Source organism: Mycobacterium sp. 852002-51057_SCH5723018, assembly GCF_001667035.1.
Taxonomy (GTDB): Bacteria; Actinomycetota; Actinomycetes; order Mycobacteriales; family Mycobacteriaceae; genus Mycobacterium.
In genome coordinates, this window is the sequence record NZ_LZIR01000127.1 from 19,468 (window position 1) to 35,825 (window position 16,358).

Genomic DNA, 16,358 nt, shown 5'->3' on the forward strand with positions numbered 1-16,358 from the left:
GGGGCGGCGAAACTCGGTTCGGTCACGGCGACGCGCTAATAAATGGTTGTGGTGTTAGCGCCGTAATTGATGTACACCGGGTGCTGCGCGAAAAGGAGGTTCCCGGTGTTCATCAATCCGCTGGAGATTGGTGTTGGGAAGTAGGTCCCGCCGTAAACGAACGAGTACAGCACCGGACCGCCCGGGGCGGAGACGGTAATCGTCTGTCCCGGTTGGGCGTTCAGGCCCAACGGGAGGGTTCCCTCGACACCACCGGAGTCGACTATCGACGGAACGGTTACGGGTGCCCCATTACCGACGCTTACTTGCAGGTTGGTAATCGGCGACCCGTTAAGCGTGGCTATCCCGGGTCCCGGGTTCGCTTCGAACACAAGCTGATGAGCGGGTTGATCGATGAGCAGACCCTGATTGAAGGGTGCCGGCAACGCCTGGGTCGGAATGCTGGGGCCCGGGCCCCCGGCATTTGGCCCGACGCCTAAAACGCCCGCCGCACCGTCGCTAGCAAAGTAGGACTGGTACGTGAGGCCGTTGTTCATCAGCGACTGGATGGAGTTTGGCCATGCGAAGAATTCGACGTTGACGGGCGTCCTGGCGGTGACGAGTCCGCCCCCGAAATTCACCGGTGCGTTGTATGTGGCGTAGAGGTAGTCGATTCCGCCGCTGTACCCGCCGACACCAAGTCCGGTGGGTACGCCGAGCTGAAGTACGCCTAATAGCCCCCCGACTTTTTGGAATGGGATGGTAAGGCCCGTGGATCCGGTGTCTACCAGCAGCGGCGCAGGGGCTCCGCCGCCAACGGAGGCGTTCACGATCGGCTCGGTACCGCCGACGATCGTCAGCGGAGCGGTTGCCGTGTTGCCATTTATCGTCGCGCTGCCGCCGGTCGCTTGCGGCCCGTTGGGGATCAGCTCGCGTCCGAACAACAGGTCGGTGGGTGCATTGATCACGTTGATGAGTTGATGTTCGACCTGGCCGACGACGCCGTTCAAGTTCTGCTCGATCGGCCCGAGCAGCCCGGAAATGGGGTCGCTAGCGGCGGGGCTCAGCGAGCTCAGCGCGGTGCCCACCGGGTTGGCGATCGCGGCGGACGCCTGGGCCGGCAGGGCCTGCGCCGCCGCGGGCCAGGACGGCAGCTGCGCCGCGGCCGCCGAAACGCCACCGTGGTAGCCGATCATCGCGGACACGTCTTGCGCCCACATTTCCTCGTACGTGGCTTCCGTGGCGGCGATCGCCGGTGCGTTTTGCCCGAACAGGTTCGAGAACACCAGCTGCACCAGCTGGTTCCGGTTGGCGCTCACCAACGCGGGGTGCACCGTCGCGGCCAGCGCGGACTCGAACTCGCCGGCGACGGCCTGTGCTTGCGCGGCGGCCGTTTGCGCCTGCGACGCCGCCGCACTCAGCACCCCGGTGTACCGCGCGGCGGTCGACACCATCGCCGCCGACGCGGCTCCCTGCCAGGCGTCGGAGGCCAACCCGGAGGTGATCGACGAAAACGACTGCGCCGCCGAACCCAACTCGGTGGCCAGCCCATCCCAGGCCGCGGAGGCGGCCAGCATCGGCGAGGGGCCCGCGCCCGCATGCAACAGCGACGAAATAATCTCTGGCGGCGACGTCAGAAAACTCATCCCCCGGTGTCCTTCCCTCTAACCCCATGGATCCACGCTCTATCACCGGGACGAGCACCTCACGCCACATTTCTGACGGTCGGACGCGTCACAGGGCCGGCATGCCAGACTCTAGGAAAACCTGGCCGAAAAATCTCGGAATTCACCCAACCGTTTCCATCCCAACAACCTCCGCTTCATGTAACCCGCGGTGCTGAGGGCAAGCGGGCTACGGTGGCGGCTGTGACCGATCGCCAAGAACGCGCGATGTCCTTCGGAACTATCGCCGAGGACTACGACGGGCTGCGGCCGCACCCGCCGCAGGAGGCGGTGGACTGGCTGGTGCCGCCCGGATGCCAGGTGGCCGTCGATGTCGGCGCCGGCACCGGACTGTTCACCCGCACGCTGGTGGACCGTGCCGCGCAGGTCATCGCGGTCGAGCCCGATGCGCGGATGCGGGAGGTGTTGACGGCACGCTCCCCGGGAGTGCGCGTCGTCGAGGGCCGCGGCGAGTCGATTCCGCTTCCCGACGCGTCCGCCGACGCGGTGTTCGTCTCGTCGGCCTGGCATTGGATGGACCACGAGCGCGCCGTCCCGGAGATCGGTCGGGTGCTGCGCGACGGCGGTCGGTTCGGCGTGATCTGGACCAGCCGTGACCGCGAGGTGGACTGGGTGCGCAATCTTGTCCGGCTGCCCAGCGTGGACTCGTCCGACGCGCAACCGGACGACCGAATCCGGCGGCGCCTGGACGTGGTTCTCCCGGAGCCGCCGATCTTCCACAACATCGCCCGCGAGACGTTCCGATTCGTGCGAACGATGACGGTCGCCGACGTCGTCGCGATGTTGGGCACCTACAGCGGGGTCATCGTCGCGTCGCCCGACGACCGCGCGCGCAAGCTGGCCGATGCGGGCGCCGCCCTGGCGGAGCGATTCCCCGGGGCCGACGTGATCGACGTACCGATGCGCGCGTCGTGTTGGCGCGCCGATCGGATCGCCCGCGCCGCCGCGTGTTAACGGTCGGCAGACCACACCGGGCGCACCATCGGTGGCGGCGGTGTGTCAGGCTTTGGCGATGAGTGCACGCAGACTTGCTCGCATCGTTGGAATTTCGGCTGTGACGGCGTGGGCGCTGCTGTGCGCGCCCATCCAGGCTCCCGCCGCGTCCGCCGACCCATGTACGGACGTCGCGGTGGTGTGGGCGCGCGGCACCCATCAGGAGCCCGGCCTCGCCGACGTCGGCCAGGCGTTCGTGGACTCGCTCACGTCGCAGGTCGGTGGGCGCTCCGTCAGTGCGTACGCGGTCAACTACCCGGCGAACGACGACTACCACAACAGCGCAACGGCCGGCTCCAATGACGCGAGCGCGCACATCCAGGACGTCGCCGCCAGCTGCCCCAACACGAAAATGGTGCTCGGCGGGTATTCGCAGGGCTCGACCGTGATCGACCTCGCCAGCCAGGTGCTGCCGGCCCCGGTGGCCGATCGCGTCGCCGCCGTCGCCCTGTTCGGTGAGCCGTCCAGCGGGTTCTCCAGCATGCTGTGGGGTGGCCAGCCGCTGCCGACGATCAACCCGGTGCTCGCCGGCAGGACCATCAGCCTGTGCGCGCCCGACGACCCGATCTGCTCGGCCGGCGGCAACATCATGGCGCACGTTTCCTACATCCAGTCCGGGATGACCGCCCAGGCCGCCACCTTCGCGGCCAACAGGCTCGGCCGGGGCGGTCCCAACACCTAGCGCGGCCGGCTGCGTGGCGATGGGTGCGGGTGTTTAGGTCGGGTGCTAGGCCAGGATTTGTGAAATCCCTACTTGTACTGTCCCGCGACACCGTCGCGGTTCGGATCTTCATTGCCGTGCTGCTGGGAGTGGCCGTCGCCATCACGGTGGGCAACACCGCCGGGTGGCGATTCGCGCTCGTCGGCTGGGTCGTCACCGCCGGCGTGTACGTGGTGTGGACGCTGCTGATCATCGTCGGAATGGACGCCGACCGAACCTCCGAATACGTGACCCGCGAGGACCCCACCCGATGGGTCGCCGACGCGGTCATCCTCTCGGCCAGCGTCGCGAGCCTGTTCGGGGTCGGTTATGTGGTGGCGGCCGGGTCCCGCTCCGGTACCGAGGCGCTCGGGGCCGCCCTGGTGGGCATCCTGACCGTCGCGGCGTCGTGGTTCGCCGTGCACACCCTGTTCACGGTGCACTACGCGCGGCTCTATTACTCCGGCGAACCCGGCGGAATCAACTTCCACGACCCGGAGCGGCCGCGCTTTCGCGACTTCGCTTACGTGGCCTTCACGGTCGGCATGACGTTCCAGGTGTCCGACACCGAGATCGGGTTGACGTCGATCCGGGCGACGGTGTTGCGCCATGCGTTGCTGTCCTACCTGCTCGGGGCGGTGGTGCTGGCGGTCACGGTCAACCTGATCGCCGGGCTCGGTTCCAAGGTCTAGCCTCGCTGCCATGGCCATCGAATCCACCATGCTCGCCCTCGGCACCCCCGCGCCGTCGTTTTCGCTACCCGAGCCGGCCTCCGGCGCCACGGTCAGCCTCGACGACCTCACCGGCCCCGCGCTCGTCATTACCTTCATCTGCAACCACTGCCCCTACGTCAAGCACGTCGCGTCCGGGCTCGCCGAGTTGGGCCGCGACCTCGCGGACAAGGGCGTCGCGATGGTCGGCATCTCCAGCAACGACGTCGTCACCTACCCGCAGGACGGCCCCGACGAGATGGTCGAAGAGGCGCGCCGCCACGGCTGGACGTTTCCGTACCTCTACGACGAGACCCAGGACGTCGCCCGCGCCTTCTCCGCGGCGTGCACCCCCGACACGTTCGTTTTCGACGGCGAGCGTCGGCTCGTCTACCGCGGCCAGCTCGACGACTCTCGCCCGAAAAACGGCCAGCCTGTGACCGCCGCCGACGTTCGGGCGGCCGTCGACGCGGTGCTCGCCGGCCGGCCCGTCGATCCGAACCAACGGCCGTCGATCGGGTGCGGCATCAAGTGGCGTGAGGCCTAACTAGACCCGCTCGACCGCTCGGCCTGGCGCTTCTGCTTCTCGGCGGTAGCCAGTTCGGCCACCCGCTCCGCCTCGGCGCGCTTGGCCGCGGCCTCGCCCAGCTTCTCCTCGGCATCGTCGAGCCTGGCCTCGGCGGCTTTGGCGGCGGCCTTCTCGACGGACCGCGTCGTCGACTCGACTTGGCGTTTGGTCGTTTTGACAGCGTCCTTGCGTTCGGCGGCCACCTTGTCCGCCTGCTGTTTGGCCGAGGCGCTGCGCTTCTGGGCGGACCGGGCCGCGTCACGCTTGCGTTGCTCGGCGGCGGCGCGGGCCTCCTTGATCTCCTGCTCGGTCGCCGCCTCCGCCTCCTGCCGGTCCGCGACTGCCTGGTCACGGGTGCGCTCCAGCTTGCTGTTGGCCTGCTCGCGCGTGGTCTCCGCCTTCGCGTCGAGCTTCGCCGCACGACTCAGCGCGTCTGTGCGCTCGACCAGCGCCGTCCCGCGCTCGACGAGCTCCGGGTCACCCAGAGCGTTGCCGACTGTGGCGTCGAGCATGCCCAGCGAGCGCTCGTAAAACAGTCGCGCCGGCGCTTCGGTGCCGATTCGGGTGACCACCCGCTCCTCGATCACCTGCAGTGGAAAGCGGGCGAGCTGGTAGTTAAACCGCAGCAGTGCAAACGGGACTTCGGATATTTTCATCAACTGCTCCTGTGTCTGGCCCCGTGTCAGGGCAGGTCGGCTTCGTTGGCCACGTCGTCGGCGTGGCGACGGAGGCGCTCGGCTTCCAGCTTTTCGTTCGCGGCCGCCTGCACCGAGCTTTGATGCTCGGCGGCGGCGTCGACGACTTCCGCTGTGGCGTCACGCTTTTCCTCGCGCTCCTCGGCCTTCGCCCGCTGAGCCTCGCGTTGGGCATTCAGCTCGGCCTGGGTCATTTCCCTGACCGCGGTTTGTTGAGCCGCCTGCTCGGCCGCGCGCTTTTGTGCGGCCTGCTGGGCTTCGATCGAATCTTCGGCCGCCACGGCCTGCGCGTTGGCCGCAATGCGCTGTTGGGCGCCTTCGACTTTGGCTTCGGCCGCCTCGGCCCGGGCGCGCTCGGCCTCGGCCTCGGCGACGGCCTCAGCGCTGTTGGCCTCTTTGCGTTGGCGGGCTTGGGTCTGTTCGAGCTGCCCCTCGGCAGTGAGCGAATCGTTCCCGGTAACAGCGCCGATAACCTCTTTCGCCTTGCCCTTCACCGAGTCGACGAGGCCCTTGCGGGCTTCGTCGGCCTTCTCGTGCTCGCTCATAAAAGTCTCCTTCGGGCGTTAGCCAGCAACTGCCGCGAATCGATTGGTTGTTCTCTGCCAGTGGTTCCACAGGGCCGGGTCCTCAAACATTCGTGTGGCCTGGGTCACTGCCCGGCTCGGATCCGACCTGCGGGTTTGGGCGCCGACTGGCCGGGTATCGCAGCATTCGGGTGGTGATGGGGCCGGGAGCCAAAGCCGCCCCATCCGAGCTGGAAGCCCCGAAAGGACCGGTATCAGCGATGACCGCGCAACCTCCCGATCCTGATCCCGTCCAAACGCCCGGGCTCGAGACGGGTGGCGGTGTCGCCCCGGGAACCACCCCGCCGGCCGCGCCGCAGACCTCGGGTGTGGCCCAGCCGCAGCCGCCCAACACCCGGCGATTCACCCCTGGCTCCGTGCTGACCGTCGTCGCCGTTTGCGTCTTCGTCGTGGTATTCCTCGCGGTCGCGGTGCTGCTGGTCCTGAAAATGGTTGGAGCGAGCTGATGTCGAACCCATTGACGGTCAAAGCCGAACACGTGCGGCGGCTGCTGGCCGCCCGGGAACCGGATGCCGCGCTGGTCGCCATCGAGGGCCGCATCGAGGTCGTCACGCCGGCGCAATTGGACTCGGCCGATTACCGAGGCGCGCTGCAGATCGCGACGCGTGACGACGTGGTGCAGCGAACGGGCGGCGGCGAGCTCTCGGATCGTGAGCTGGCCGAGCAGGCCGAGGACCTCGACACGGCCGTGCGCAATCTGGGCGCCTGACGCGCTACGGAGCGATGGTGACGGGGTCGCCGACGCGAATGATGCCGGGCCTCATTACCTCGAGGTATGCCCCTGCACACGGCTGCCCTCCGGAACCGCTTGCGTTCCAACGGTTCTCGAGCGCGGGCGTGCGCAGTGCCTGCGGGGCCCGTGGCAGTGGGCCGTGTTCGAGGGTGGGCACTACGCATCGTGTGGTGGCGGGCAGGCCCCGCATCCGCGTCTCGCCGATGCTGAATTCCCTGCCGTTCCAGTGGTTTTCGGTGTACGGCGGGTAGCCGGCCGGGGTCGCGATCACCAGGTTGGGCCGGTAGCGCAGGGCCTCGACGCCGATCTGCTCGAGGGTGGCCGTGGTGATCGCGTGCAACGGGGCGTCGTCGGTGAACGAGTCACCCGGGGTCGCCTGGGCGATCTGAAGGATGCGGCCGCCGACCTCGGCGTCCAAGCCGAGCTCGAGCAACTTCTCCGGGTCGGGGCGTTCCACCGTGGCGCCGTGGGGTCGCTTGCTGACCAGCCGGACCCTGCGTTCCAACAGTTTCGAGAGCAGTTCGTCGATGCGCGGGTCGTCCGCCTCGACCTGCGTTCCGTCGGGCAGCCCGATGCTGACCCGCCCGGTATCGGCGTTGGCGGTGCACTTCAACAGCCCGCGCCACAGCCGCGCCTGCTTGGCGCTGGCCACGTAACCGGTCTCGGTGTCGACGAGTGCCAGCCGCCGGTCCCCTTCGGCGCCGTGCTCGTCGACGAACATGCTGTCCACGGTTTCGCCGAGCATCGACTTCACCGGGTAGCGGCGCAAGCTCTCCACCCGCATCGGTGCTTCCATGACACGTTCCCACCCAGCGGTATTGCCCACACGGTTATGGAAACAGTACCGCCCTCAGGCTTGCGCGTCGGGCCGGGCGACGACTAACCCGGGCAGTAAACGGATTCCGCGGCGCTGACCATCCCGGTGACGTCCGCGAATGAGTAGCCCTTTGAACTCAGGTTGGCGTGGGTATCCGTGGCGATCGCATCTGGCGTTTTGCCAGACATGCGCTCCGCGCAGATCTGGTGTCCCAGTGCAACGATGTCGGAGTCGCCCCCAGACGTCCACGTGAATCCGAGGCTCTTCAGTTTGGTGAGATATGTGTCGTCGTTGCTGTCGGCCATCGCAATCCCGGTGCCAGTGGTGAGGGCAGCGCCAACGATCACGGGGATAGTGAGTTTGGCCAGCCAACGAGGTGCAAACATTTCATGCCTTCTTTTCTGTCGGCGTCGAGGGTGCCGCCAGTATATGGGCCGTCGCCGAGCACAATTATTAAAAATGGCGAAATTCGTGGCGGCGCCTTTGCTCAGCCGGTTGCCGAAGTGACGACGATGGACTCCTGCCCCGTGTGCCACGCCTTGGTGAAGGTGGCGATGCTGACCTGCTCGTCGGCGTGGTCGGCGCCGGGGTCGTTGAGGTGAACGATCTCTTGATTGGTGTCGACGCCGGTGACGACCAGGAAGTGATCGGCCTTGCTGCGCTCGTCGCTGGTGTTCCAGATGATCGCGGAATTGACCCAGGCGATGACCTTGCGGTGGTTGCTCAGGTACTGCTCCAGCGCCGGTAGCCCGGTCTGTTCGGGGTGTGCATCCCACATCATGGCCGATTTGATCCCGAAGTGGCCGAGCAGCACGACCTCGTCCGCCATTTCGATCCCGCCGTTGCCGTTGGAGTGGCTGGGGTCGTCGCGTGGGGCGTAAATCGGGCCCGGGTTGGTTCCCGAGGGCGTGTTTTGGGCCAGCTTGATCATCTGCTTCTCGGTCGGCGACTGGCCGGTCACCTCCCCCACCACGTCGGCCACCGACACCAGACCGCAGTTGTCCTCGAGCGACTGCGCCTGCCAATACTTGGCGGCCGCCTCCGGGTTGCCGTACACGCCGCTGGCGGCCGTCGCCGGCGGGGTACAGGGCGCGACAAACCAGGCCAGACCGATACACGCGACCACCAATGCGGTGCGCGCCGCTCTTGCGCGTCCGAAATTGGACATGATGGCTCTCGAGGCCCGCGGAGATTTCGAATTGCGTGCAAACCGTAGCACTTCGGCCGGTGGAATGACGCCGATACAAATCTGCATTTAGTGGAGACCGACCGGCGTTCGCCGGTTGCCCGAATGCGAACCGATCGAATACGCCGGGTTACCGGTCGGGTACATAAGGCGATAACGAATCAATTGGCAACTATTGCCGTGATGCACAATTTGCCCCGGGGTCAATGAGCGAGCAGGCGCCTTTTCTGCTCGGTGAATTCCTCGTCGGTGAGGATTCCCGAGTCGCGCAGGGATGCCAGTTCACGTAACTCGGCTGCGATGCTCGTGACAGGCCCTCCCTCTGGGACTTGCGGCGGCCCCTTCTCAGCCGCTGTGGGCACTGTGGGCATCCCGATCCGCTCCCGGCGGGCCGGGCCGCCGCCGGTGCCGGGGCCGGTGCCGGCCATCGCGCGCCCGGCCATACTCGCCAGGGCCATCTGACTGAACAAGCTTCCCGCGCTCCCGGCCGTGGCTTCCGCGGCGCCGACGCCGGCGGCCGGCAACGCCACCGCAAGCGGACGGATCATCGTCGTCTCGTAGGTCCATGCCGGCGGAACCGACAGTGCCCCAATTGTCTTCGCCTCACCGATGCCCGCGGACACCGCCGATCCGCCTGCCAAGTTGGTGATCACCGGGAACGGCGTCGGGGGCACGGGCGCCGAGCCGGGCCAGGTCTGAATTCCCGCCCAGCCACTGACGATGTCGTCGGTGTGGATACCGACGTAGTAACCGCCGATGTCGTAGGGCAGCGCCGTCGTTCCCAGGGTTGTGTCGGCCGCAAGTCCCGCCGCGCTGATCTCGGGGTCGACGAAGATCCCGCTCAGGCTGCCCAAGAGATTGATCAGGTCCAGCAGGTCAAGCGGCGTGGCTTGGGCCGGGGCCGCGAGGCTGGTGAGGGCATTCGGCACCGCGGAGATCGCCTGCGGGACGCTGGACACGCTGCTCTGCACGTTTCCGGCGGAGGTGCCCGTGGCTTGCGCCACCGCCGCGGCCTGGGCGGCCGGACCGCCCGAATTCGTGCTCTGCGGCGGCGAAGAAAACGGCGTCATCGTCGTCGCCGCCGCCGACGCATCGGCGTAGCCGTACATGGCGCCGGCGTCTTGGGCCCACATCTCGGCGTACTGGGCCTCGGTGGTGGCTATCGCCGCGGTGTTCTGGCCGAAGATGTTGGTCGCGACCAAGGCCATCAGCAGGGCGCGGTTGGCGGCGATCACCGGCGGCGGCACCGTTTCCGCGAAAGCCGTCTCGTAGGCGGCGGCCGCGGCCTTGGCCTGGTTGGCGGCCTCCTCCGCCTGTGCGGCGGCCATTCTGGTCCACGCCACATGGGGCGCGGCCGCGGCGGCCATGGCCGCCGCCGAAGGGCCCATCCAGGGTCCGGCGGTCAGCACGGCGATCTCGGACTGATACGAGCTCGCCGCCGAATGCAGGGCGCCGGCGAGTCCCTCCCAGGCCACGCTGGCGGCCAACATCGGTCCCGAACCAGGGCCGGCATACATCCGCGCGGAATTCAGCTCCGGGGGCAGTAGCGCGAAATCCATGACGTTCCCTCCGATCGGTTCGAACGGCCGTCAGGCCCGCTGACGGCTTCCGTGACGGCGTACTGGGCGGCGCGGGACCAGCAACCAATCGCGTTCCTCTAGTACTACATCTCCCGCGTCCACAAATGGCCGGCACCGCGCCGACTGCATCAGCGGAGGCGCCGGACCCTCCCGCTGTGCGGCCTGGCACGCGGTGCGGTAGAAGGGTCTGGTGGACGAGCCGCCCCCCAAATCTTTCGATTCCTCGACGCTGCGCGAAGCGATGGTCAGGCGGATGTACCGCCGAACAATGGCCGAGGGCCAGATCGCGGTGCCGGCTGTCCCCGGCATGCTCGACGAGTACGTCCAGCTGTGCCGCAACCTCTGCGCCACCCTGGGCGTTTGGTACTCCTCCGAGCAGTCCGTTCAGCTCAGGACGGTGCTGGAGGCTGAGCTGGCGAAGTCCTTCAAGGCGTCCCAGCGTTCGGACGTCGTGATCTCGTTCCAGGTTCCGTTCGGAACGGGCCTGAACTACCGCGTCACGGCCGAATGGCGGACCGTCGAGGCCGACTACGACCACTGGGTTGCGACCCGTCCGCCGCCGCTGTTCGGCACCGAACCCGACGCGCGCGTGATGGCGCTGGCCGGCGAGGCAGCCGACCCGAGCGCCTATCGGGTGCTGGACATCGGCGCGGGAACCGGGCGCAATGCGCTGGCCCTGGCTCGGCGAGGCCATCCGGTGGACGCGGTAGAAATGGCGCCGAAGTTCGCCGAGGTGATGCGCTCGGAGGCCGAAAGCCAATCGCTTGGCGTGCGCGTCATCCAGAGCGACGTCTTCACGGCCGTGGAAGGCGTCCACGACGAATACCAGCTGATGGTGCTGTCCGAGGTGGTGCCGGACTTTCGGACCACCCACGAGTTGCGGGGGGTGTTCGAACTCGCCGCGGACTGCCTGGCCCCCGGCGGATATTTGGTGTTCAACGCCTTCCTGACGCGGCCGGGCTACACCCCCGACAGCACGGCGCTCGAACTCGGGCAGCAGTGCAACACCATGATCTTCACGCGCACCGAGGTGACCGCGGCGGCCGCCGAGCTGCCTCTTGAGCTGGTGGCCGACGACTCGGCCTACGAGTACGAGAAGGCCCACCTACCGGAAGGGGCCTGGCCGCCCACGGGCTGGTTCGAGGGGTGGGCCAGCGGTCTCGACGTGTTCGATGTCACGCGCGAGGAGTCGCCGATCGAGTTGCGCTGGCTTGTCTACCGGAAGCTGGCCTGAAACTTATCGTTGATCAGCCGGATATTGAGGGGCATCTGATGGGTGAGATGGAATCGAGCCGCCGGTCGCTGCTCATGGCGGCGCCGCTGTTGGTTGCGGCGCTAGGTGCGGGTGACAAGACGGGCAACATGGCAGACATCGCGTTGTCGCCGCCACACAAGACGGGTCCGGATCCGGCCGAAACCTTCGTCCAGCCGTACGAACAAATCGGGTTTCAGCCCTGGGGCAACCTGCCGCCGCACAGCGGCGAAATGGCCAAGCTATACGGCGATTTCGACAAGCCCGGGCCCTATTTGGTCGTGATGAAGTGGAATCCGGGTTGGTTCAGCGCACCGCACACCTATGCGACCGACCGGATCCAGGTGGTGGTGTTCGGTACCTGGTTTGTCAACAGCGGCAATGACTTTCAGCCGCAGGACGCGGTTCCCGTCGGCCCGGGTGGTTTTGTGAAGCGGGCCGCGCATACGCCGCATTACGATGGCGTTCCGGCAGACCAACCCGACCCGGCGGTGATCGCCGTCTTCGGGGTAGGCCCCGTCGATCAGAAGCTGGTCGACCCTGCGCAGCCGTCATGGCGTCAGGTGTGACGGTCTCAGCGTGATGCGGTCAGATCGCGGGTGGCCGGCCCTTCCAGCAAGGTGCCGTCGGGCGCGAACCGCGACCCGTGCAACGGGCATTCCCACGCCTTGTCGGCATCGTTCCAGTTCACGATCCCACCCAGGTGTGGGCACACCGGCGAAACGCGGTGTTCGGTGCCGTCGATTCGGCAGCGGGCCTCCAGGTGCCACGGGGGTCCGCTCACCACGCCGCCTTCGCCGTTGACGGGGTCGCGGCGGCCGGTGCGTGTCACCGGGGTGATCCAGCCCTTCGCCAAGTCGAATCCCACCTCGGCGTTGAACTGCACGGCGGTGAACAGCCCCGTCAGCTCATGGGGGCTCCAGCTGGCGAACGCGCGGGCCCAGTCCATCCGCCCGCCCAGGATGCGGCTGGACAACGCCAGCGCCGCGGCGGCCCCGTTCGTCATTCCCCATTTATTGAAACCCGTTGCGATGAAGATGGTTTCGGTGTTGGGCAGGATGGGTCCGACGTACGGCAACTGGTCGATGGGCGTGTAGTCCTGCGCCGACCAGAAATGGGTTTGCACGGCGCCCGGGTAGTGCTTGCGTGCCCACGACGACAGTTCCTCGAGCGCCTTGGACGGGCTCTTCTTGCGACCCACGGTGTGGCCGGCGCCGCCCACGATCAGTCGCTCCCCGTCTGCGGCGGGCGCGTAGCGCACTGAGCGGGTCGGCGAGTCGGTGGAAATCATCATCGGCCGCGTGATGTTTCCCGGGACCTCGAACGCCAGGCAGTAGGACCGGCTCGGCTTCACCCGCGCGAAATAACCGCCGCGATCCAGGATCGGGATGCCGGTGGCGAGCACCAGCTGGCCCGCCTCGAGTTCGACGTCCTGCTGCGCGGCGTCGTTGACGTGCACGTGGACCCCTTTGCCACGGGCCGACACCCGCCGCACGCGGGTGTGCTCGACGAGGCGTCCGCCGCGGTCGAGCAGCTCCGTGGCCAACGAGTCCAGGAACGGCATCGGGTCGAACTGCGCCTGTTCGGGCAGCCGCACGCCCCCGTGGTAGGAGAACGGCACGTCGGCTGCGTCGTCCCACACGACGGGCAGGCCAACCGCTTCGCACGCCTTCAGCTCGGCGCGGGCGGAAAACACGCCTTTGGCGGACTGGGCGTAGGTGTAGGCGTCCTCGCGCTGCACCGCGATGCCGTTGGACTGGCAGTAGTTGATCACCCAATCCTGGCCTTCCCGGTTGCCGTCGATGTACGCGCGCGCCAGGTCCCGGCCGTGCCTGGGCAGCACCTTGGAGAGGTGGGTGCCCTGCAACAGGCTGATTTTGGCGGTGGTGTTTCCGGTCGCGCCGGCCCCCACCGTGCGCGCCTCCAGGACCAGTACGTCCCTGCCGGCGCGGGCCAGCAGCACGGCGGTCATGAGCCCGGTGATACCGGCGCCCACGACGATGACATCGGCGGAACGCGGAGCCTGGCCAAGCTCGTCAAGCTGGCTTGCGGCCCAAGGCTGTTCGGCCCGATCGGCCAACCATAAAGAAGTCACGGCTGTGCTAATACCCCGGCAGCCCGCTGGGAAACGGGCCGTGCATCGAAAACCGGGCCGCTCAACCCCGCCTACGAGCGCTTGAGCTGGGCCTTGGCCTCTTTCACCAAATCGGCGGCGGCACGGCTGGCGCGCTTGGCCTTCTCGAATTTGTCCTCGGCCGTGCTGAATTCGCGCTCCGCCCTACGCAGGGCCACAAGCGCTTCGTCACGACGCTGCCGAGCCGCATCGCGTTCCGCCTGACTCTCCTCGAGCGTGGCGTCGGCTTCGGCCTTGTCGTGCTCGGCGGCGGTCACGGCCGCGGTCAGCTTTTCGAGACGGCGCTGGGCGGCCGCCTCGCGCGGCGGTTGCTTTGCCGGCTGCGGCCGCGATCGCTCGGATTCGCCCTTCGCCTTCCGCGAGGCGGTGAGCACCGGCACCGCATCGCCGAACGAGCCGAAACCCGACCATCGCTCGGGCTTGGCCAGTCGACCGAGGCGCGCCGTCACGTCGGGATCGGCGACCGCGGCCTGCAAGGTGCTGGTCACGTCGTCGCGGACCGCCGACGAAGGCTGCTTGGCATCGGCGGCTTCGAACGCCGCCCGCGCGAGCTCGCCGATCAGCTTGTGCTGCTCGGCCGACAGTTCCCGGATGCCTTCGCCGTCCATCTCGGCGTGTGCGGCGCGCAGGCGGTCGCCCAGGTCCGCCAGGCGCCGTTTGGCGTCCTTGTCCGACAGCGCGAGCCGGTTGACGATCCAGGCCGCCGTCGTTGGTTTGCGCGCCGCGGAGATCCGTTTGGCGGCGGCATCGTCGCCGCGCTTCTTGGCCGCGGCGACCAATTCGGTGCGCCGCGCGGTGAAAGCCTCCGGCTCCGCCAAGTACAGACTGTCGAGTTCGTCGTCGGCCATGACGCCATTCTCGCGTCACGTTTCGGCGAGAACACCCTGGGCTACTTACAGCACAACATGGGATCTGACAGCGAGATGAAATCCGAGACCAGCGGCGGGTTCGTCCGGCGAGCGCGGGGCGTCGGCTGGCCTCGTCGGTTCCTGCTGGCCCTGTTCGTCGTCGTCGGGGTGGTGGGCGCATGCGCGCAGCACGGGGTTGCTTCGAAACCGCCTGAGCCGGCACGAATAAGCGTCACCCCTGCCTCGGGTGCACGCGACGTCGACCCGGTGGCGCCAGTGCTGGTCAAGGCCGATGGCGGGACGCTGGTGGACGTCCGCATGGTCAACGAGAGCGGCAAGCCGGTCGACGGCGTCATGACCCCGGACAACGTCGTCTGGAAGCCCACCGTGCCCCTCGGCTACGGGCGCACCTACACGCTGACCGTCACCAGTCACGGGGCCAATGGTGTTGATAGCACACAGGTTTCGTCGTTCTCCACGCTGCAGCCGTCCAACCAGACCAAGGTGACGTTTACCACCACGTCGGAGGCCGCGCTGCACGACGGCGGCACCTATGGCGTGGGAACGGTCGTCGTCGCCCACTTCGACGAGCAGATCGCCGACCGGGCAGCCGCCGAGCGGCAGCTGCACGTGACCACCAACCCGACGGCGCAGGGCTCGTGGTACTGGGTGGACAACCAGAACGCGCATTGGCGACCCGAGCACTACTACGCGCCGGGCACGACGGTGACCGCCGAAGCCAAGATCTACGGAATTTCCTTGGGCAGCGGGCTATTCGGGCAAGACGACACCCGGGTCTCGTTCCGGATCGGCGACGCGCACGTGTCGATTGCCGACGACGCCACCCATCAGGTCAGCGTCTTCAACAACGGGGCCCTGGTGCGCACCATGCCCACGTCCATGGGAATGGGCGGCACCGAAAACGTCGGCGGGCGCACCATCTCGTTGTGGACTCCCCCGGGCATCTACACCGTGCTCGACAAGGGCAACCCGGTGGTGATGGATTCCTCGACGTTCGGCTTGCCCAAGAACTCGCGGCTCGGCTACCGCGAGACCATCAACTGGGCCACCAAGATCAGTAGCGACGGCATCTATCTGCACGAGCTGGACGCGACGGTTTGGGCCCAGGGCCACCAGGACACCTCGCACGGCTGTCTGAACCTCAACGCCGGCAACGCCAAATGGTTCTATGACTTCTCGGTGCCGGGTGACGTGGTGGAGATCCGCAACAGCGGCGGCCCGCCGCTGACCCTGGCACAAAACGGCGACTGGACGCTCAGCTGGGATCAGTGGCGCAACGGCAGCGCCCTGAAGCCCGCCTCGTAAGGCCGGCGGGCGCAGTTTCCCTTTCGTGCAAGGTCGTTCATGCCGCCGCGCGCACGGTTCACCGCCTATTTGTGCGCCGTCCTCGAAGAGAGTCTTGACTGAATCCAGATAAGTGGCATATTGGCAAATGTGTCCTCAACGGCTGAGCACGCGGAACAACTGCGGATGGCCGATCTGCGTGTGACCCGGCCCAGGATCGCCGTCCTGGAGGCGGTGCACTCGCATCCGCACGCCGACACCGAATCGATCTTCTCGGCGGTCCGCGTCGGCCTTCCCGATGTGTCCCGCCAGGCCGTCTACGACGTGCTCAATGCGCTGACCGCCGTGGGTCTGGTTCGGCGGATTCAGCCGTTGGGCCTGGTCGCCCGCTACGAGGCCCGCGTCGGCGACAACCACCACCATGTCGTGTGCCGCTCCTGCGGCGTCATCGCCGACGTCGACTGCGCGGTCGGCGAGGCGCCCTGCCTGACCCCATCGGACGACAACGTTCTGGATGGCTTCGTTCTCGACGAGGCCGAAGTCATCTATTGGGGTCTGTGCCCCGACTGCTCGACCGCAGATTCCTGAT

Annotated in this window: 19 protein-coding genes; 10 read left to right on the plus strand and 9 right to left on the minus strand. The window is 67.4% G+C overall.

The annotated features are described in order from the left end of the window. Positions 1-35 precede the first annotated feature (35 nt). Entirely contained in the window at positions 36-1,625 is a 1,590-nt protein-coding gene (locus A5764_RS25795) for a PecA family PE domain-processing aspartic protease (protein ID WP_082951916.1), read from the minus strand. Positions 1,626-1,847: 222 nt separating this feature from the next. Here A5764_RS25795 and A5764_RS25800 point away from each other — a divergent pair, with 222 nt between their 5' ends. Genes A5764_RS25800 through A5764_RS25815 form a run of 4 tightly spaced genes read left to right on the plus strand, consistent with a single transcriptional unit; the run spans position 1,848 to position 4,614 of the window. Then, positions 1,848-2,618 carry a class I SAM-dependent methyltransferase gene (locus A5764_RS25800; RefSeq protein WP_067119281.1) on the plus strand — a complete coding sequence of 257 codons (771 nt, stop codon included), beginning with the start codon at positions 1,848-1,850 and terminating at the stop codon, positions 2,616-2,618. Positions 2,619-2,676: 58 nt separating this feature from the next. Continuing rightward, positions 2,677-3,339: a cutinase family protein gene (locus A5764_RS25805; RefSeq protein ID WP_067119284.1), complete on the plus strand. Its 663-nt coding sequence runs from the start codon at positions 2,677-2,679 to the stop codon at positions 3,337-3,339. A gap of 59 nt (positions 3,340-3,398) precedes the next feature. Next, positions 3,399-4,049 carry a DUF1345 domain-containing protein gene (locus A5764_RS25810; RefSeq protein WP_067119287.1) on the plus strand — a complete coding sequence of 217 codons (651 nt, stop codon included), beginning with the start codon at positions 3,399-3,401 and terminating at the stop codon, positions 4,047-4,049. 10 nt (positions 4,050-4,059) lie between these two features. Further along, entirely contained in the window at positions 4,060-4,614 is a 555-nt protein-coding gene (locus A5764_RS25815; protein ID WP_067119290.1) for a thioredoxin family protein, read from the plus strand. Here A5764_RS25815 and A5764_RS25820 read toward each other — a convergent pair. Beyond that, positions 4,611-5,291 (minus strand): IF2 family translation initiation factor, encoded by a 681-nt coding sequence (locus tag A5764_RS25820; protein ID WP_067119292.1) that lies wholly within the window; start codon positions 5,289-5,291, stop codon positions 4,611-4,613. The genes A5764_RS25815 and A5764_RS25820 overlap by 4 nt on opposite strands. Positions 5,292-5,317: 26 nt before the next feature. Beyond that, positions 5,318-5,875, minus strand: coding sequence for a CsbD family protein (locus A5764_RS25825; protein WP_067119295.1), 558 nt, complete (start codon positions 5,873-5,875; stop codon positions 5,318-5,320). 239 nt (positions 5,876-6,114) lie between these two features. Here A5764_RS25825 and A5764_RS25830 point away from each other — a divergent pair, with 239 nt between their 5' ends. Together A5764_RS25830 and A5764_RS25835 are read left to right on the plus strand one after the other, a co-directional pair. After that, on the plus strand, positions 6,115-6,360 hold the full coding sequence (locus A5764_RS25830; RefSeq protein ID WP_067119298.1) for a DUF6480 family protein: 246 nt from the start codon (positions 6,115-6,117) through the stop codon (positions 6,358-6,360). Next, complete coding sequence (locus A5764_RS25835) at positions 6,360-6,623, plus strand: hypothetical protein (protein WP_369807370.1); 264 nt, start codon at positions 6,360-6,362, stop codon at positions 6,621-6,623. The genes A5764_RS25830 and A5764_RS25835 overlap by 1 nt, the downstream gene beginning before the upstream one ends. Positions 6,624-6,627: 4 nt before the next feature. Here the strand turns inward: A5764_RS25835 and A5764_RS25840 are convergent, their stop codons facing one another. The 4 genes from A5764_RS25840 to A5764_RS25855 all read right to left on the minus strand — a co-directional run bounded on the left by A5764_RS25840 (position 6,628) and on the right by A5764_RS25855 (position 10,209). Then, complete coding sequence (locus A5764_RS25840; RefSeq protein ID WP_067119301.1) at positions 6,628-7,443, minus strand: MOSC domain-containing protein; 816 nt, start codon at positions 7,441-7,443, stop codon at positions 6,628-6,630. Between the two features lie 83 nt (positions 7,444-7,526). Next, entirely contained in the window at positions 7,527-7,850 is a 324-nt protein-coding gene (locus tag A5764_RS25845; RefSeq protein WP_067119304.1) for a DUF732 domain-containing protein, read from the minus strand. 101 nt (positions 7,851-7,951) lie between these two features. Beyond that, positions 7,952-8,632 (minus strand): C39 family peptidase, encoded by a 681-nt coding sequence (locus tag A5764_RS25850; RefSeq protein WP_067119307.1) that lies wholly within the window; start codon positions 8,630-8,632, stop codon positions 7,952-7,954. A 221-nt stretch (positions 8,633-8,853) separates the two neighbouring features. Next, complete coding sequence (locus tag A5764_RS25855; protein WP_067119310.1) at positions 8,854-10,209, minus strand: PPE domain-containing protein; 1,356 nt, start codon at positions 10,207-10,209, stop codon at positions 8,854-8,856. A gap of 211 nt (positions 10,210-10,420) precedes the next feature. Between A5764_RS25855 and A5764_RS25860 the strand changes: the two genes are divergently transcribed. Next, positions 10,421-11,464 (plus strand): bifunctional 2-polyprenyl-6-hydroxyphenol methylase/3-demethylubiquinol 3-O-methyltransferase UbiG, encoded by a 1,044-nt coding sequence (locus A5764_RS25860; protein ID WP_067119313.1) that lies wholly within the window; start codon positions 10,421-10,423, stop codon positions 11,462-11,464. Between the two features lie 38 nt (positions 11,465-11,502). Further along, positions 11,503-12,051: a tat pathway signal sequence gene (locus A5764_RS25865; RefSeq protein WP_067119316.1), complete on the plus strand. Its 549-nt coding sequence runs from the start codon at positions 11,503-11,505 to the stop codon at positions 12,049-12,051. Positions 12,052-12,056: 5 nt separating this feature from the next. On the opposite strand, the gene A5764_RS25870 is transcribed toward A5764_RS25865, so the two are convergent. Both A5764_RS25870 and A5764_RS25875 read right to left on the minus strand, forming a co-directional pair. After that, positions 12,057-13,577 (minus strand): FAD-dependent oxidoreductase, encoded by a 1,521-nt coding sequence (locus A5764_RS25870; protein WP_067119319.1) that lies wholly within the window; start codon positions 13,575-13,577, stop codon positions 12,057-12,059. Between the two features lie 71 nt (positions 13,578-13,648). After that, entirely contained in the window at positions 13,649-14,464 is an 816-nt protein-coding gene (locus A5764_RS25875) for a hypothetical protein (RefSeq protein WP_067119322.1), read from the minus strand. Between the two features lie 75 nt (positions 14,465-14,539). Here A5764_RS25875 and A5764_RS25880 point away from each other — a divergent pair, with 75 nt between their 5' ends. Next, a complete protein-coding gene (locus tag A5764_RS25880) occupies positions 14,540-15,790 on the plus strand; it encodes an Ig-like domain-containing protein (RefSeq protein ID WP_067119745.1) in 1,251 nt (416 codons plus the stop codon). Positions 15,791-15,955: 165 nt separating this feature from the next. Continuing rightward, positions 15,956-16,357 (plus strand): Fur family transcriptional regulator, encoded by a 402-nt coding sequence (locus A5764_RS25885; RefSeq protein WP_067119327.1) that lies wholly within the window; start codon positions 15,956-15,958, stop codon positions 16,355-16,357. The last annotated feature ends 1 nt before the right edge of the window (position 16,358 follow it).

Excerpts from the sequence above, each read along its gene's own strand:
- A5764_RS25865 (WP_067119316.1), top strand. The coding sequence starts at position 11,503 with ATGGGTGAGATGGAATCGAGCCGCCGGTCGCTGCTCATGGCGGCGCCG.
- A5764_RS25805 (WP_067119284.1), top strand. The coding sequence starts at position 2,677 with ATGAGTGCACGCAGACTTGCTCGCATCGTTGGAATTTCGGCTGTGACG.
- A5764_RS25835 (WP_369807370.1), top strand. The coding sequence starts at position 6,360 with ATGTCGAACCCATTGACGGTCAAAGCCGAACACGTGCGGCGGCTGCTG.
- A5764_RS25880 (WP_067119745.1), top strand. The coding sequence starts at position 14,540 with ATGAAATCCGAGACCAGCGGCGGGTTCGTCCGGCGAGCGCGGGGCGTC.
- A5764_RS25815 (WP_067119290.1), top strand. The coding sequence starts at position 4,060 with ATGGCCATCGAATCCACCATGCTCGCCCTCGGCACCCCCGCGCCGTCG.
- A5764_RS25825 (WP_067119295.1), bottom strand. The coding sequence starts at position 5,875 with ATGAGCGAGCACGAGAAGGCCGACGAAGCCCGCAAGGGCCTCGTCGAC.
- A5764_RS25885 (WP_067119327.1), top strand. The coding sequence starts at position 15,956 with ATGGCCGATCTGCGTGTGACCCGGCCCAGGATCGCCGTCCTGGAGGCG.
- A5764_RS25855 (WP_067119310.1), bottom strand. The coding sequence starts at position 10,209 with ATGGATTTCGCGCTACTGCCCCCGGAGCTGAATTCCGCGCGGATGTAT.
- A5764_RS25840 (WP_067119301.1), bottom strand. The coding sequence starts at position 7,443 with ATGGAAGCACCGATGCGGGTGGAGAGCTTGCGCCGCTACCCGGTGAAG.
- A5764_RS25845 (WP_067119304.1), bottom strand. The coding sequence starts at position 7,850 with ATGTTTGCACCTCGTTGGCTGGCCAAACTCACTATCCCCGTGATCGTT.
- A5764_RS25830 (WP_067119298.1), top strand. The coding sequence starts at position 6,115 with ATGACCGCGCAACCTCCCGATCCTGATCCCGTCCAAACGCCCGGGCTC.
- A5764_RS25795 (WP_082951916.1), bottom strand. The coding sequence starts at position 1,625 with ATGAGTTTTCTGACGTCGCCGCCAGAGATTATTTCGTCGCTGTTGCAT.
- A5764_RS25875 (WP_067119322.1), bottom strand. The coding sequence starts at position 14,464 with ATGGCCGACGACGAACTCGACAGTCTGTACTTGGCGGAGCCGGAGGCT.
- A5764_RS25820 (WP_067119292.1), bottom strand. The coding sequence starts at position 5,291 with ATGAAAATATCCGAAGTCCCGTTTGCACTGCTGCGGTTTAACTACCAG.
- A5764_RS25850 (WP_067119307.1), bottom strand. The coding sequence starts at position 8,632 with ATGTCCAATTTCGGACGCGCAAGAGCGGCGCGCACCGCATTGGTGGTC.